Source organism: Paenibacillus sp. J2TS4 (genome assembly GCF_018403245.1).
Classification (GTDB): domain Bacteria; phylum Bacillota; class Bacilli; order Paenibacillales; family NBRC-103111; genus Paenibacillus_L.
The window spans coordinates 347,486-362,760 of sequence record NZ_BOSH01000005.1 but is presented as its reverse complement, the minus strand read 5'-3'; the positions used below and the strand labels follow the sequence as shown (position 1 = coordinate 362,760).

Below are 15,275 nucleotides of genomic sequence, written 5' to 3'. Positions count from 1 at the left end.
CGGTTGGATCGGGGTCCCCGAAAAGTAAATGGAACTCACTATGAAGCATCACTTCACTTTTTGGGGAAGGAGTATGATGTTTGAAGCTTCGGAGGCACTTTCCTTCGGAACGAAATGAGAGCTATTCTTTAGTTCAATATATATAGAATACAGTTCAATCCAGGAAAGTTGCTGATTTTGATTAGATTAAGTTAAGCAGCTGTTATAACAAATCAACCTCGTTATTTGTCTTATGTTTAAAATGACAAGAGGTGATTCCATGAAATCGTTTGAAAAAACCTATGATGTTGCAGTTATTGGCGGTGGGCTTTCCGGACTGACTGCATCCATTTATCTGGCAAAAGCAGGTCTAACCGTTATTTTAGTAGAAAAGATGAATCAACTTGGCGGGCGTGCCATGACGGTGAAGAAGAAGGGAGCTTCACTGAATTTGGGCGTGCATGCGTTTTATCTAGACGGTGAAGGCGAAGCTGTGATGAAAGAGCTTGGCGTGGAACTGAAGGGAAACCATCCGCCGGCATCTGCAATTGCCGTATGGAATAATAAGATTTATCCGATGCCTGCAGGCCCGCTTAAATTGATTTCATCTAAGTTGTTTTCCGTACCAGGTAAACTGGAACTAGCACGATTCATGATGAAGCTCGGAAGAATCGATACGAAAAGTATTGGGCAAGTGTCACTGAGGGAATGGGCGGAACAGGAAATTCGTGAACCGATGATTCGAAATGTCGTCTATTCCATTTGTCGGTCGAACTCCTTAGTCCCGCACCCGGAACTACAACCGGCCGGTTCGGCTATCAGGCAGTTGCAGCGTACTTTTTCCGGTAAAGCATTTTATTTGGATAACGGTTGGGCCGCCCTTGTAAATGATCTGGAAGAAAAAGCGCGCAGTGTCGGTGTCACGGTCCTAACCGGTCATCTTATATCTGAAATTACACATGGCGGTACATCTTTGCAGTTGAGATTCAAGAATGATGAAGTTCTTGAAGTTTCTTCTGTCATTGTTACAGGCAGCCCAAAGGAAACTTGCAAGCTCGTGAAGGACGCGGATCAGACTCAGCTAGCACGATGGGAAAGTCAAGCCCGGCCGATGAAAGCGGCCTGCCTTGATCTCGTATTGCGCCGATTGCCGAAACCGAACCCGTTCATTATTGCGGGGTTCTGGCTGGATCAACCGATCTTCTACAACAACCCGACCTCTGTGTCCAAGATGAGTGAAGACGGTTCAGTTGTCATCCACCTGATCAAGCATCTCGGTGAAAATCCAAGCCATCCGAAAGAGGATGAGCGACAATTGGAACAAGCAATGGATCTCTTACAACCGGGTTGGCGCAGCGAGGAGCTTGGACGTCAGTTTCTACCTAATATGACTGTCGTCCATGACTTTTGCTCGGTGGACAAATACGGCAGCTTTTCTGGTCCCTCTGTTCCGGAAATCAGAGGACTTTATGTTGCAGGAGATTGGGCAGGTCATGGGGAATTGCTAGTAGACGCGGCGCTTGCCAGCGCCAAAAGGGCAGCGCAATCGATCATCTCGCAATATGCGTCAAGACAATAATAGCTTTGGGGGGTTATCATATGGAAACCGAACAATTGTATAACGACTTAAAGCCCCTTTTATTTTCATTGGCATATCGAATGATGGGCAGTGTCATGGATGCGGAAGATATCGTTCAGGAAGCGTTTATTACCTTACAGAATGCTCAAAGTGATGAAGTTCTGAATATTAAAGCGTATATGTGTAAAATCGTGACTAACAGTTGCATCAACCGACTCAAATCAGCCAGCAGGCAACGTGAAACGTATTTGGGACCCTGGCTGCCGGAACCCTATGCTACCAACGGAGACAGCAAAGACCCTCTAAATAACTATATTTCCAAAGAAACGCTTTCTACGGCTTACTTGCTTCTATTGCAGCAGCTCTCAACAATGGAACGTGTCGTCTTCCTTCTAAGGGAAGTATTTCAGTATCCTTTCAACGAGATTGCCGAAATGGTCGACAAGAGCAGCGGGAATTGTCGTCAGATTTTTTATCGGGCCAAAAGGAGTATCGGCGATATTTCGGATAAAAACATACCGTCAAAGACAAATACCGGCCCAATGGTGGAACAATTCGTTCAAGCACTCGTTACTGGTAATATGGACCGGTTACTGAATATCTTGACTTCAGAAACGGTTCTATTCACGGATGGCGGAGGGAAAGCGAAAGCGGCTATTCGCCCAATTGTCGGGCAAGATCTTATTACTCGTTATTTTACGGCGATTCGACCCGAGGTTCCCCAAAACTTTACGTGCGACATTCTGGAAATTAACGGATATCCCGGCATTGTTCTTAAGGTAATGGATTATATATTTGCTGTTATCACTTTTCAGATTATGGATGATAGGATCTCGAACATTTATATTTTAATGAACCCTGACAAGCTGCTGCATTTTAATCGTATTTGACTACTTATAATAACAAGCAACGGGATAACTATGATGGCAGGCAGTATTGGCGCTGTCTACTCAACGCATGTGGAGTGTTATGTGTCGCTCATTAAGAAGTAGTATTTTTAGAACCGCATTTACCTGCCCGTTAAAGCTCGAACGTATTCAGTCGTTCGGGCTTTTGTGTATTTGCTCCCGCAGAACTATGCTTAGCATAAGTTCTCCGTCATACAGCCGCCATCACACGGTCCGAGCATAGGGTCAGTTTTTAGTTAAGAAACCTTTTAGGTTGCGCCCTTTGCTATGGGGGGATCTATACCCTTCTCTCTCCATAGTAAGAATGCTAACAATAAAACACCGAGCATTGTAATAAAATGCTGCCAGCTATCCTTAACTTCACCCCCATATTGTGTAAGGACTAAAATTCCATCAATAAAAGGGATGATTGCAGACACAAGCGAAAAAGCGATCAAAACCTTTTTTATTCTCATGAAAACAAAAACAATGATACTTATTCCAAGTACTAAATCTCTTGTTGCCTTCACCCTGACATACCCACTGTCCAGCGGATTCAAGATTTCTAAGCCAAATGCTCTTGAAGCAGCGACAGGTTGAATAAAACCATTAATACCTAAGCCCATTAAACCACATGCACATAAAATGATGAGCCAAAAAGATAATGATTTAGGGCCCCAGCGTTTTATTTTTTTCTCATTCACTTCTTAATCCTCCTCCTTTTTTGTCATATCTAAGACAGCTTTTAATGCAAGCTCCTCTGCTTGCTCTCTTGTGCCGTATAATCTGCCAGATATAAATAAGGATGAAATTCCGTGCAATGCCCCCCAAGTGGCATAGACATAACGATCAAGCTCTTCATCGCTACAATGAGGCAGGTAGGAAGAGAGCACATTTTTGCTAATCTCCCCTATACGCATTCCCTCTTGCCAAGTCTGTTCAACTCCGAACGGGACCCCATCCATGCCATACATGATCCGATAATAGGCTCCATTCTCCCAGGCAAAGGCACAATATGCTTTTGCTAAAGCCATAGCTTGTTCTCGCGGATTTGAATATTTGCTAACAGCCTCTTCAAGTTGGCCGGCTAACAATTTAAAACCATTGCGCAGGAGTTCAAGAATAAGTTGTTCCTTGTTTTCAAACAGCTCATAAACTTTTGTCGTGCTGTACTCAATTTCACTTGCGATTCTTCTTATGCTTACTTTTGACCATCCGTTGGATGCAGCAATGTGTAAGGCAGCTTTAAGAACTTCTTCTCTTAGACGAATTTGCTCTCGTTCAAATCTACTTACCACGAGGGCCACCACCTTTATTTAGTGTTTAATTTAAGCTGTTAAATCCAGGGGACTTCACCCCTTTCGTATAACAGTGTTATTTTTCAAAACATAGTTATATGCTACATTGCTTTTTATTTTTTGTAAATACACAAAACGAAATAATTCAAACTATAGGGTTTTTCTTATACATAGGCAGTCTCTTTGCCCAGGTGACTTGTAAAAATGGAGCGAACCCTTTATATTATGGAAGTGTCAGGAATTGAGAAATGGAAGATTCGAAGGGTGTATAGGATCGTGGAAAGGGTGAAGAATGGCGATGTTTCGATCAAAACGAAGTGTCATGTATGCGTGGATCGTGTCCTATGCGGTTATTTTTTTCATTCCTGTTATCGTAAGCGCATCCATCTACCCTTTTACAAGAAGTATGTTGGAAAGAGAGATCCATGATGCGAACCAATCGATGCTGAATCAAGTCCAGTACGCCATTGATGATCGATTACGGGATATTCAGAAAATAGCTAACGAGCTTGCGACCAAACCCGCTATTCGTGGCTTGCCTTATTTGACTTTGGATACGGACAAAGCGTTGCAATACAACGCGGTGATGCAGTATCTACGCGGTTACAAGATGACGAACTCCTTTCTGGATGATATCTATATCGTATTGGGCGATCAGAGCGGTGCGATTAGTTATGATACGTTCTTGCCCTATGATCTGTTCAACAAGCGGCTGCATGGGGATGAGAGTTGGTCGGTCGAGCAATGGGAGGAACTTCTGTCCCAACCTCATTACGGTGACTTCGAGACGGTATGCCGACCGCACGGAGAACAGAATGTGTGTGAGGCGGTCGTGTTGGTCCAATCTTTACCTACGCTGAATCAAAATTCGCTATTCGGCCAACTGGTGCTCGTGATGGATGGCTCGAACTTTCTGGAGCCGATTCGAAATCTCCAGTGGGTCGAGGGGGCACAGTTGTTGATTCTCGATGACAGCTATCGCGTTGTGGCCGCGACATCGGAGATCCATGAAGTGACGGATGATCCGCGTGTCTATGAATTATCGGGCAACTTTCATGCGGCGTATAACGAACGGGATTGGACGGTATCTCACGTAAAGTCGGATATTCTGGGCTGGACGTATTTGTCGTTCGTCCCGACTCAAGCGATTGAGGAGAAGCTGAACTATATTCGTAATCTAACCGTGGCCGGTCTGGCCCTAAGTTTCACATTGGGAGGCCTGCTGACGTACTTTTTCATTCGAAGAAACTATCATCCACTGAATCGACTCATACGCGGAATTGCAGATCATGACGGTCGATCATTTGACAAAAGAACGAATGAGTTCGAATGGATTGAGCAAGCGATTGCTCAGTCTGCCTTGGACAAGAAGCAGATTCATCAAATTATGCATAGACAGGAAGATTTATTAAAAACGAATGATCTTGTGCAGTGGCTCGAAGGGCACTGGATGGATCAGGAATGGGTAAGTGAATGTTTCGCTGACCACCTTTTTGATGGACATCTGTTCGGGATAATGATCCTGCAGGTGAATGAAGAGAAGATGGCGTACCAAGTGCCGGCCAAAGAGCATGGGCTGGCTAAGGAAATGCGGCTGGCCAGATTCATTCTGTCGAATACGGCGAAGGATATTGTCTCTGCTCATTATGGCGTTATAGGAACGGAAGCGAACGGCAATCTGGTGCTGATCATCCAGTTCCACGGCGATGCGGAAGAGATTCGTCAGAAGATGAACGGGATCGCGAAGGAAATACGCACGTTTATCGATGAAAAATACCGTATTCCTTTTACGATGGCAGTCAGCAATATGAAATCGGATCTCCTCTCCTTGCCCGTCGCTTATCGGGAAGCGCTAGATACCATCGAATACAATTTGATTCTGGGCATATCGGGCATCTCCTTTTACGGAAATATGATTAACTCGGACAACATGCAGTCGGAAGACTGGGTACATTTCTCGTCTTTGCGCACAGGGAGAAAGCTCATTAATTATGTGAAGATTGGTGACGTGAACCAAGCGAAAGAAGCGCTGGGCGAGATGTTTGAGTTGCACAGCAGCTCCGCCCCGCTATCCGTGCAAACGGTCAAACTGATGAAATTAAATCTGATCAACACGATGATGAATACGTTGTACGAGATTAGTCCGTTTATTGATGAGTCCCTCTTGCAACAGCTCAACCCGGTGCGCCGCTTGTTCAACTGTCAACAAATCGCTGAAATCAAGGAGGAGATGAATGAGATCCTGGAGCGATTGTGTGCGTATGTGAACGAACAGCGTAAAGAGGACACCCGGGAATTACAAGAGGAGGTTACTGCGTTTCTTGAGGAGAACTATCGGGATACGGGACTAAGTGTGGCGGCGATGGGCGCGCACTTCGGCATGACGCCGACGTATTTGTCGAGGTTGTTCAAAGAGCAGACAGGAGGGGGACTGCTCGATTATATATTGCGGTTCCGCTTGGAGAAGGCCAAGGCATTGCTTAGACATAGTGAGCAGAACGTCAATCAGATTGCCCTGCAGGTTGGCTTCGCTAGTACGAACACGTTTATCCGTGCATTCAAAAAGTACGAGGGAATCACACCCGGTAAGTACCGAGAGTAGATCAAGAAGACGCTTGTCGCGCATAATGCGGATAAGCGTCTATTTGTGTATGCGTCGATTCGCGATATTTTTTGGTTTTTGCACATGCAGATCGGAATATGGTGATTCGAGATTTTGCATTCTGACGATGGATTCTGCTTATTGGCGATTTCCGAACAGGGCACAGTTGCTTATACTCAGAATACCGGAGCGCTCCGGATGTGGAAAAACGAAATTGGGGAGGATACGGCATGTTGAAAAGGAAAGTAGCGGGGTCTATTGCAGTGTGCGCCTTGATCATGGGCTTGCTGTTGTCGGCATGTTCCAATCAGACAGATTCGTCAGGGAAAGACGGCAACACGGAGAAGAAGCAAAAGATCACGGTTTTATTGCCGAAGCATGAGATGGATAACGTGGGATTCATGGAAAAAGAGACGCGACAATTCGAAAAAGAGACCGGTATTGAAGTCGAACTGATCAATATGTCGTGGGATAACGTAGCCGATAAGATTACGGTGGAAATGACGGCAGGGGGAGACTCTTACGATGTCATCGAATTAGATAACTCCTGGGTGGCGAAGTTCGCAACCAACGAATGGATTACTCCTCTGGATGAGCTGATGAACGGGGAGATGAAGGACGGCATCCTTCCGGGATTGCTGGACAAATTCTCTTATGAAGGAAAGCTATACGGCATTCCTTGGAATAATGATACGCGGTTCTTTATGTACAACAAAAAGAAACTGGAAGACGCCGGGATTGCAGCCCCTCCGAAAACATGGGAGGAGTTGAAGGAACAGTCCAAAATCCTGATCGATCAGGGATTGGTCAAATACGGTTTCATCGATTCATACATGCAAGCACAGTCGGGGATGAACCAACTGACGTATATGGCGTACTCGTTCGGTGCCGATTTTCTGGATCAAAACAATCAAGTTCATCTGACTGACAATGAGGTGCTGACGCAAGCGTACACCTTTATTCGAGAAGGGCTGCACGAGGATAAGTTCATCGACCCTGCTTCGATCACTTCGAACTATGAGACGGTTGCCGATGTGTTCTTGAAAGGGGACACGGCTTTCTTCTTGCAAGCATGGTCCGGTATTTATCAGACGGCCAATGACCCGGAGAAGTCGAAGATCGTGGATGAGATTGCCGTAGCACCTTACTCCATCGGTGTAGACGAATCATCTGGTGCGGTACTCACCTTGCCGGAGGCAATGGCTATTCCCAAGAACAGCAAGAACAAAGAAGCGGCTTGGAAGTACATCGAGTATATGTCAAGCAAAGCATTCGACAAGAGAAAAGCACAGGAGATCGGGGCTTTGCCGATCTGGACGGATCTGTTCCATGATCCGGAGTTGCTGGAGATTTATCCGCACTGGGAAGATTTTGGTACACAGTCTTTGACGGCAAAGGGACTTCAGGATGTACTCTGGTACGATCAGTTCTCGAACGTCGTACAGGTGGAAAGTATTAAGATTTTGTTGGATAAAGTGAGCATTGAGGAAGGTTTCAAAGAGATTGAGCGCAATGTGGCGCAATTTACTGAGTAAACGATGCTGGGTCGGAAGCACATGCTAGTAAAGAATGTGCTTCCGCAGCAGCGGGTCTATGAAAGCGTGGGGGAACGATGACATCGAAATTTCTGAGAGGCGTCACGAACGTCATGGATTCAGATAGAAAGCTAGGCTACTTATTAATATTGCCGACGGCTCTGGTGTTTGCAGTCGTACTGCTGTATCCATTTCTATACTCGCTAAGCATGAGCATGTCCAAAATGGATTTTGCCAACCGTACCCTGGAATTCATTGGACTGACCAACTATATTCAGATTTTTAAAGACTCGTATTTTTTGAATGCGATCCATTTAACCGGTTATTTCACCTTGGTTACGGTAATTGCAGAGATTTCTCTAGGAATCGGGATTGCCCTTGTTTTGAATCAGAAATTCAAATTCAGGGGATTCGTGCGAGGCATCATGATCCTGCCTTGGGCGTTGCCGAGTGTAGTGAATGCGATCATGTGGAAGTGGATATACAACCCGAACTACGGAGCACTCAATGCTCTGTTGACGCAATTGCATATTATTGATGAATATCGGGACTGGTTGGGCGAACCGATGTCAGCGTTACATGCGATGATTTTCGCCAATATATGGAAAGAAACCCCGTATGTGGTGCTGCTCGTATTAGCAGGCCTTTCGAACATTTCGGCGGATCTGTATGAATCAGCCAAAATCGATGGGGCGAATGCTTGGCAAGCTTTCTGGAAAGTGACTTTGCCGATTCTTAAACCCATCATTATTATTCTGGTCATCATGAAGACGATCTGGGCCATCCAGACATTCGAGCTGCCGTTTATTCTAACGGGTGGCGGACCGGGCGGAGGCACGGAACTGATCTCCTTCTACATCTATAAAACGACATTCAAATTCTTGAACTTCGGGTTAGGATCAGCGATGGCTTATATGGTTACGTTCGTGACGTTTATACTGGCTCTGCTCTACATTAAATTTCAATCAAGGGACGGCGAAGTGATCTAAATTCGCATCCATGCTGAGGTGTTTTTCATGAAAAGAGTGTTCTCGTTTAAGCCAATCATCATCTACGCGCTCGTGATACTGATTGTGCTCTACGTACTGGCTCCATATGGATGGTTAATTATCTCCAGTCTATCGACAAAAGCAGACTTGTTGACGGTACCCCTGAGATGGATTCCGGAACAACTGACGCTAGACCATTATCGATCCATTCTGTTCGGTGGAAGTGCATCGACATCGGATGCGGGAGGACAGTTTGTCTCTGCGATGAAGAACAGCATGATCATTGCTGCAAGTGTAACGGTGTTAGCCCTGTTCTTCGGAGTTTTGGCGGCATATGCTTTGTCAAGGCTAAAGTTTAAAGGCAGGAAGCCGGCTACGTTGACGATCTTGCTCGTGCAGATGGTGCCGCCTATTGCGCTCATCATTCCCATGTACATCATCTTAAGCAAAGCTTCATTGATGAACAACAAGTGGGCGTTGATTGTCGTGTATTTATCCTTTGTGTTACCGTTTGTGATCTGGATCATGAGGGGATATCTGGCAGGAATATCTCCTGATTTGGAGGAGGCCGCAAGAATTGACGGATGCTCCAAGCTTCGTGCTTTTTTTACGATCGTCTTGCCGGTCTCCTTGTCGGGTCTGGCGGCGACGACAATCTTCGCGTTTATCATGTCGTGGAATGAATTTTTCTATGCGCTTAATTTCACGACGACGTTGGAAGCGAAGACGCTGCCCGTTGTCATTACCGAATTTAGCAGTAAACACGGTGCCGACTATATTATGACGAGTACGGGCGGCGTCATTGCCAGCTTGCCGCCGGTTCTTCTGGCCCTCTTCTTCCAGCGATATATTATATCAGGTCTGTCGAGTGGAGCGGTCAAAGGATAAGTTAATTACAAGGGAGGATTCGACATGTCTGTATATATATTGGGCGAATTGAATGTGGATATGATCGTTGGGGGAGAAGACGTTATCCCGGAATGGAATCGGGAGAAAGTGGTGGATCGCTTTCAGGTCGTTCTCGGCTCTTCTTCGGCGATTACAGCGTGTGCACTGGCGGGACTCGGGCAGGATGTTCAGTTCGTCAGTGTGGTCGGTGACGATGAATTCGGGCACTTCTGCGTGAATCGCCTGAAGGAGAAAGGCGTGGACACGACGCATGTGCAGATGAGTCGAGATGTGCAGACCGGCGTGACGCTGTCCTTCTCTACATCGAAGGATCGCGGTCTGGTCACTTATATGGGAAGCATTGCGGCGTTGACGCCGGCGGACATTCCCGAGGAACTGTATAGCCGGGCGGAACACGTCCATTTCGGCTCGTATTTTCTGCAGGATGGGATGCGGGACCATTGGCCCCAACTGTTCGAACGTATTCGAAATCACGGCATCAGCACTTCATTTGATACGGGGTGGGACGTGCGTAATAACTGGCAACGCGATGGTATTGTAGAGCTTCTAGCCCATACGGATCTGTTCATTCCGAGCGAGGAGGAGATTCTTCATATTCTCGGCGCTTCCTCTGTGGATGAAGTGGTGACGGCATTGCCGAGTCAACGCCTATGGGTGTTGATCAAGCGCGGAGCACAGGGGAGCATGCTAATCTCCCCGGAGGGAAAAGTCATGACCGCACCGGCATATGATATTCAACCTGTGGATACGACTGGAGCGGGTGATTCGTTCAACGCCGGAGCAATTGCCGGGTGGTTGTCCGGCAAGCACGGCAAGGATTGGATAGAGTTCGCGAACGCATGTGGAGCCGCCTCCACGTTACGTATCGGTGGGGCAGAACAGGTATCGACCTTGGTGGATATTCACCATTTTCAGGAGACGCATCGGCTGAAGAAAGACTAGGAAGAAAGAAAAGATAAGATAAGTACTGGTACGGGAAGCGCAGGAATGCCGAGACTACAGCATTCCTGCCTTTTTTGTAAGCTATCCGAGTTATTCAAGAAATGAGAGAGGTGATAAATGGTTTATTTTAAGTATAGTTATTTTCAACGTAAGCCTAACTTCTTCTCGTTGCTGATGTATCCTAATAATACCTGTGTATGGAGACACTACAACGCTATGCTGTCATTCAACCCAACTAGCCCACCACTCGAAGTATTAAAGATTTTCAATATGATTTCTCCTGAAAGGTGGGCGGTCAAACCAAATCATGGAGGAAGCTAACTTTAAAAAAGCAACAAAAGTACACGTTAATTTATTGTAACGTGTAGCCAGTCGCCGATTATGTTTCAGTTTATTGATAGAGGCCTTATTTTTCAACAGCCTGAGATATTACCCTGCACTTGCGTATTACGTTACGTAATAGTATATCTTGATTTTAGAGAGAGTAGGAGGGATTAGGGGTAATGGAGAAAAGGCAAAGAAGGAAGATAAAGAAAAGATGGTATTTTTTAATATTTATATTGCTTGCTGGTGTAGTGGGTTACTTCAGCTTGTTTTATGATGATGGCTCAGTCTCTTCTTTTATAGATAAGGAAGGAGAGCTGGAGTTTATGGAAGCTTATAGCGAAGCGATGTCTTACCTGCCGGAGCCTGCGGAAGAAGCTTTGCTCATCACATCATTTGGTCAAGTCAAGCTTTACAAGTTCCAGGCATCCGAGACAGAGCGCGCCCCATTGCTTTTATTGCCCGGGAAGTCCGCTTCTACGCCAATGTGGGAAGCTAATTTACAAGGCCTGATTCAAGAGAGACCGGTATACACAATCGATTTGATTGGAGAGCCTGGGCTGAGTGTCGAAAACGCCAGAATCCAAACGATACAGGACCAGGCGACTTGGTTAAAAGAAGTAGTAACCTCATTAGATGAAGCAGAAATCCACCTGCTAGGGTTGTCATTTGGAGGATGGAGTGCTGCGAATTTACTTGTTCAGGAAGAGGTTCCGCAGGTGAAATCACTTATTTTAGTTGAACCTGTGTACGTGTTTGATACGCTTCCTTTAAAAACGGTTTTAGCCTCGATTCCGGCTTCCGTGCCGTTCATTCCCAAATCTATAAGGGACCGAATGTTAAGCGATATTTCCGGAGGTGCCGATATCGAGGATGAACCTATAGCGAGGCTCGTTGAAGCCGGGATGAGAAATTTTAAAAGCAAGCTGCCTATGCCGCAAAAGATAAGTAAAGAGGAACTGGAATCTTTGACTGTTCCCACGCTGGCTATTCTTGGAGGAGAATCAATAATGCACAATCCTGACAAAGCTTTTGCTGCTGCTGAAGAAAGCTTGACGCATCCGCAAAGCGAAGCCGTACTGTTTGACCAGGCATCTCATGCTATTAATGGGGAGTATCCCGAGGAACTCGCGGAGAGAATTCAGATGTTTTTGACAAGATTGGAGCCGTAGAGATGGAGGTGGAGTTCCATTACGAAAACTTATTCAGTAAAAGAGCTGGCTGTAATAAGTGGAGTTTCCAGAAGGACTTTGCAATATTACGATAATGAAGGAATTTTAACGGCTATTAAAAATGCCAAAGGACACCGGACCTACACTGAGGTCCATCTGAGGAAACTAACCCGAATTAATTACTACAAAAGCTTGGGGCTTTCGTTAGAGCAAATTAAAAATAAACTGAATGATTCGGATTCAGACAACGCTGTGGAAAAAGAACTGTATGCCCAAAGTATAATGCTGCGGAGACAGTTGGAAGGGATCAAGGCGAAGCTGCAGGGCATTGAAGTTTCCCGGAAGCTGCGGGCGGCAGGGTATGAAATACCGTGGGAACTGTTAGCCGGCCTGATGAATGTATTGGAAATGGACGCTATTGACCATTGGGGCGAATATGATTTTCCGGAAGAGGACTATGCGGTTTTTCAGGAAGTGTTCCAGACAGAGGAGGCTGTTTTTGAATTTTACAATGAATTCCGAAGACTGATTTTATATTCAGCAGCTTATCAGGCGAGCGAAGTGCCTATAGAGTCAGAGCTGGTTGAAGAGCTTTACAAGGATTGGCAAACGATGGTTACTAGCGTAACGTCTGGCAATGCCCAAGCGATGGAGGCTCTGCTAAGAGTGGATAGTGACCGTGGTCAATGGAGCCGGGGAGAACAGGATTTAATTAGTAAAGGAGAACCTTATCTGACGAAAGTCATTCGCCATTATGATCTTGCGAGAGATGAGTAACCAGGTTAGAGATCATTTGATAACCGCACGTATAATATTTTATTGAAAAATTCAACATGAAAAAGCATCATAAGTATAACAAGCAATACATAGTATGAAAAGTTATTCTATCGAACAGAGAATGCAAGGAGAGATGATATATGGAAAATAATAATATAAAGCTGCCTGATGAAAAGCTTGAGGGTAAATTTATAGGGTCAGTTAAGGTTGGTCCAAAAGGACAGATCGTAATTCCAAAGGAGGTACGAGATCTATTTAATATTGCAAGAAGATGAGAATAAGATAGGGAAAGATTTCGCGGCATTAATTGAAATGGTCGCTGATACTACAATTAATTTAGATAAAGAGGTTTGTGAGGAATTACAAAATTTTAAACCAGATTGCATAGTATCGGATTCTTTGTGCATCTGGGGAAAGCTCTTTGCAAAGAAACTAAAGATTAAATATATATGTTCCACAACTTCATTTGCATTCAATAAGCATACTGTAAAAATGATGAAGCGTGGAGTTGGAGAAATCATACGTATGGCTATAGGAATGCCTCGAATAAATAAGAAGCTCCAACTTTTGAGAGCAAATGGATATGAGATTGATAATTTTATTTCTTTGATTGAGAATGATAATAACACTAATACGATAGTTTACACTTCTAAAGAATTTCAACCTATGTCTGAAATATTTTCTGATAAGTATGCTTTTGTAGGACCATCAGTGAGTGATGTAGAAGAATATGTTGGGGATGAACGTAGAACGGTATATATATCGTTAAGTACAGTAAAAATAATGAGTTTTATAAAAGCGATTGAACAGATATTAAATGATGATACTTATAAAGAAAATGCAATTAAAACATCGAAAAGTTTTAAAATTTCTGGAGAGGCAAAAAAGGCAGCAGATGTGATTTTAAATGTTATAAATAATGGAGAAAAATAGTAGCCCTTATATTCTGCACACCTGAGCCTATAATTTTGCCCCTCCATTTTCTATATAATGGATTATGATGACTAGGCGGTTGGGGACGAAATAGGGTTAATAACAACTGGATTTTTAACGATTGATTTAAACGTTTAGATAGCTGCCTGCGGGTAGTTGATGGTTGGATAAGATGCAAGCGAACCAAAAGCCCGATCTATGCCTGATAGAACGCTCCAATGCTAATGATGATCTATCCGTTTGTACTAAGCGCCAACAAGCGTTTTAGGTTGTCATCAATAAATTGATTATCGGCACGGTTGATTCCGCGACCGGCAAAATGGCCCCAAATCGACCTGATAGGATTAAAAACAGCATTAGGTATAAGCTTAGCCTCGTATTCGTTATCGTCCGCCGAACAGAAGAGATCCGTGCTCCCTGGCATGACACAGGCAAGTGCTTTAATGCTTTTGAGTGCCTCATCGAAATCTCCGTTATAGGAGGGGTTTGCACTAATATCTGCATTTTGGCCTGTCCATAACATGGCCAGGACATTGTGCGGATCCATCTTCATAAAGCTATCTTCCCAGACGCCAACCATAAAATCCGCCAATGAATCATATCCCATCTCACGATAAAGTTCCTCTCTGTAAAACGCCTGCGATAAGCCCCATCCCGCATAGACACGTCCAACGGCGCGCATGTCTGCAGAAGTCAACTGATTTAGTTTGCTTGAATCGAAGTGGGCTGCAGCCATGAGTGCAGCTTTCATTCCGTCCAGGACTACATACGTATGCGGCCAAGTCTTTGCAACTCCGGCGAATGGTGCAATTCGTTCTACCATGTCTGGATAACTTGCCCCCCACTGGAATGATTGAATGCCTCCCATGGACCATCCAACGACGAGAGCGATCTTTTGAATGCCGAATTTTTCGGTCACCAGTCGATGCTGTAATTTAACGTTGTCATAGATAGTTACCTGCGGAAAATTAGCTCGGTCGAATGGGGGAGGCGTGTTACTGGGAGACGAGGATAATCCGTTGCCCAGCAGATTGGGAACGATAATGAAATATTCTCTCGGATCTAGTGCCATGCCCTCTCCAATCAACCATTCGTTCTGAGCATGCTGATCGCCAAAAGCAGTTGGATAGATGATGACATTATCTTTCTTTTCATTCAATCTTCCATAAGTCTTATAAGCAAGAAAAGCGCTTGGTAACGTCAGTCCTGATTGCAAGGTTACGTCACCCAAATCAAAAATCTCATAATCCATCGTGTTGCCGCTCCCTTCAAAATGAAACTATTCCTTTAGAATGTCTTTCTTGTTATTAGTATAGAGCTGTGATAGTCTCAATAAAAGTGAATAAAAT

At 44.8% G+C, this 15,275-nt stretch carries 14 protein-coding genes; 11 read left to right on the top strand and 3 right to left on the bottom strand.

All coding sequences use genetic code 11. From position 1 onward, the window contains the following. Positions 1–259: 259 nt before the first annotated feature. Both KJS69_RS13855 and KJS69_RS13850 read left to right on the top strand, forming a co-directional pair. The gene (locus tag KJS69_RS13855) at positions 260–1,558 is read left to right on the top strand and encodes a phytoene desaturase family protein (RefSeq protein WP_213584355.1); all 1,299 of its coding nucleotides are present in this window, start codon (positions 260–262) and stop codon (positions 1,556–1,558) included. Between the two features lie 20 nt (positions 1,559–1,578). Beyond that, on the top strand, positions 1,579–2,448 hold the full coding sequence (locus KJS69_RS13850) for an RNA polymerase sigma-70 factor (RefSeq protein ID WP_213584354.1): 870 nt from the start codon (positions 1,579–1,581) through the stop codon (positions 2,446–2,448). 266 nt (positions 2,449–2,714) lie between these two features. On the opposite strand, the gene KJS69_RS13845 is transcribed toward KJS69_RS13850, so the two are convergent. Then, positions 2,715–3,149 (bottom strand): DUF4267 domain-containing protein, encoded by a 435-nt coding sequence (locus KJS69_RS13845; RefSeq protein WP_213584353.1) that lies wholly within the window; start codon positions 3,147–3,149, stop codon positions 2,715–2,717. A gap of 3 nt (positions 3,150–3,152) precedes the next feature. Further along, complete coding sequence (locus KJS69_RS13840) at positions 3,153–3,743, bottom strand: TetR/AcrR family transcriptional regulator (protein WP_213584352.1); 591 nt, start codon at positions 3,741–3,743, stop codon at positions 3,153–3,155. 298 nt (positions 3,744–4,041) lie between these two features. Between KJS69_RS13840 and KJS69_RS13835 the strand changes: the two genes are divergently transcribed. The 9 genes from KJS69_RS13835 to KJS69_RS13795 all read left to right on the top strand — a co-directional run bounded on the left by KJS69_RS13835 (position 4,042) and on the right by KJS69_RS13795 (position 13,926). Further along, positions 4,042–6,345, top strand: coding sequence for a helix-turn-helix domain-containing protein (locus KJS69_RS13835; RefSeq protein ID WP_213584351.1), 2,304 nt, complete (start codon positions 4,042–4,044; stop codon positions 6,343–6,345). A 230-nt stretch (positions 6,346–6,575) separates the two neighbouring features. Next, positions 6,576–7,880 carry an ABC transporter substrate-binding protein gene (locus KJS69_RS13830; protein ID WP_213584350.1) on the top strand — a complete coding sequence of 435 codons (1,305 nt, stop codon included), beginning with the start codon at positions 6,576–6,578 and terminating at the stop codon, positions 7,878–7,880. A 77-nt stretch (positions 7,881–7,957) separates the two neighbouring features. Then, positions 7,958–8,869: a carbohydrate ABC transporter permease gene (locus KJS69_RS13825; RefSeq protein ID WP_213584349.1), complete on the top strand. Its 912-nt coding sequence runs from the start codon at positions 7,958–7,960 to the stop codon at positions 8,867–8,869. A gap of 27 nt (positions 8,870–8,896) precedes the next feature. After that, positions 8,897–9,757 (top strand): carbohydrate ABC transporter permease, encoded by an 861-nt coding sequence (locus KJS69_RS13820; RefSeq protein WP_213584348.1) that lies wholly within the window; start codon positions 8,897–8,899, stop codon positions 9,755–9,757. A gap of 24 nt (positions 9,758–9,781) precedes the next feature. Beyond that, positions 9,782–10,720 (top strand): carbohydrate kinase family protein, encoded by a 939-nt coding sequence (locus KJS69_RS13815; RefSeq protein ID WP_213584347.1) that lies wholly within the window; start codon positions 9,782–9,784, stop codon positions 10,718–10,720. Between the two features lie 503 nt (positions 10,721–11,223). Then, positions 11,224–12,216 (top strand): alpha/beta fold hydrolase, encoded by a 993-nt coding sequence (locus tag KJS69_RS13810; protein ID WP_213584346.1) that lies wholly within the window; start codon positions 11,224–11,226, stop codon positions 12,214–12,216. Positions 12,217–12,234: 18 nt separating this feature from the next. Further along, entirely contained in the window at positions 12,235–12,993 is a 759-nt protein-coding gene (locus KJS69_RS13805) for a MerR family transcriptional regulator (protein WP_213584414.1), read from the top strand. A 140-nt stretch (positions 12,994–13,133) separates the two neighbouring features. Beyond that, on the top strand, positions 13,134–13,268 hold the full coding sequence (locus KJS69_RS13800; protein WP_213584345.1) for an AbrB/MazE/SpoVT family DNA-binding domain-containing protein: 135 nt from the start codon (positions 13,134–13,136) through the stop codon (positions 13,266–13,268). Then, positions 13,255–13,926: a glycosyltransferase gene (locus KJS69_RS13795; RefSeq protein ID WP_213584344.1), complete on the top strand. Its 672-nt coding sequence runs from the start codon at positions 13,255–13,257 to the stop codon at positions 13,924–13,926. The genes KJS69_RS13800 and KJS69_RS13795 overlap by 14 nt, the downstream gene beginning before the upstream one ends. A gap of 232 nt (positions 13,927–14,158) precedes the next feature. Here KJS69_RS13795 and KJS69_RS13790 read toward each other — a convergent pair whose 3' ends face one another. Continuing rightward, on the bottom strand, positions 14,159–15,178 hold the full coding sequence (locus KJS69_RS13790; RefSeq protein ID WP_213584343.1) for an alpha/beta fold hydrolase: 1,020 nt from the start codon (positions 15,176–15,178) through the stop codon (positions 14,159–14,161). Between the last annotated feature and the right edge of the window lie 97 nt (positions 15,179–15,275).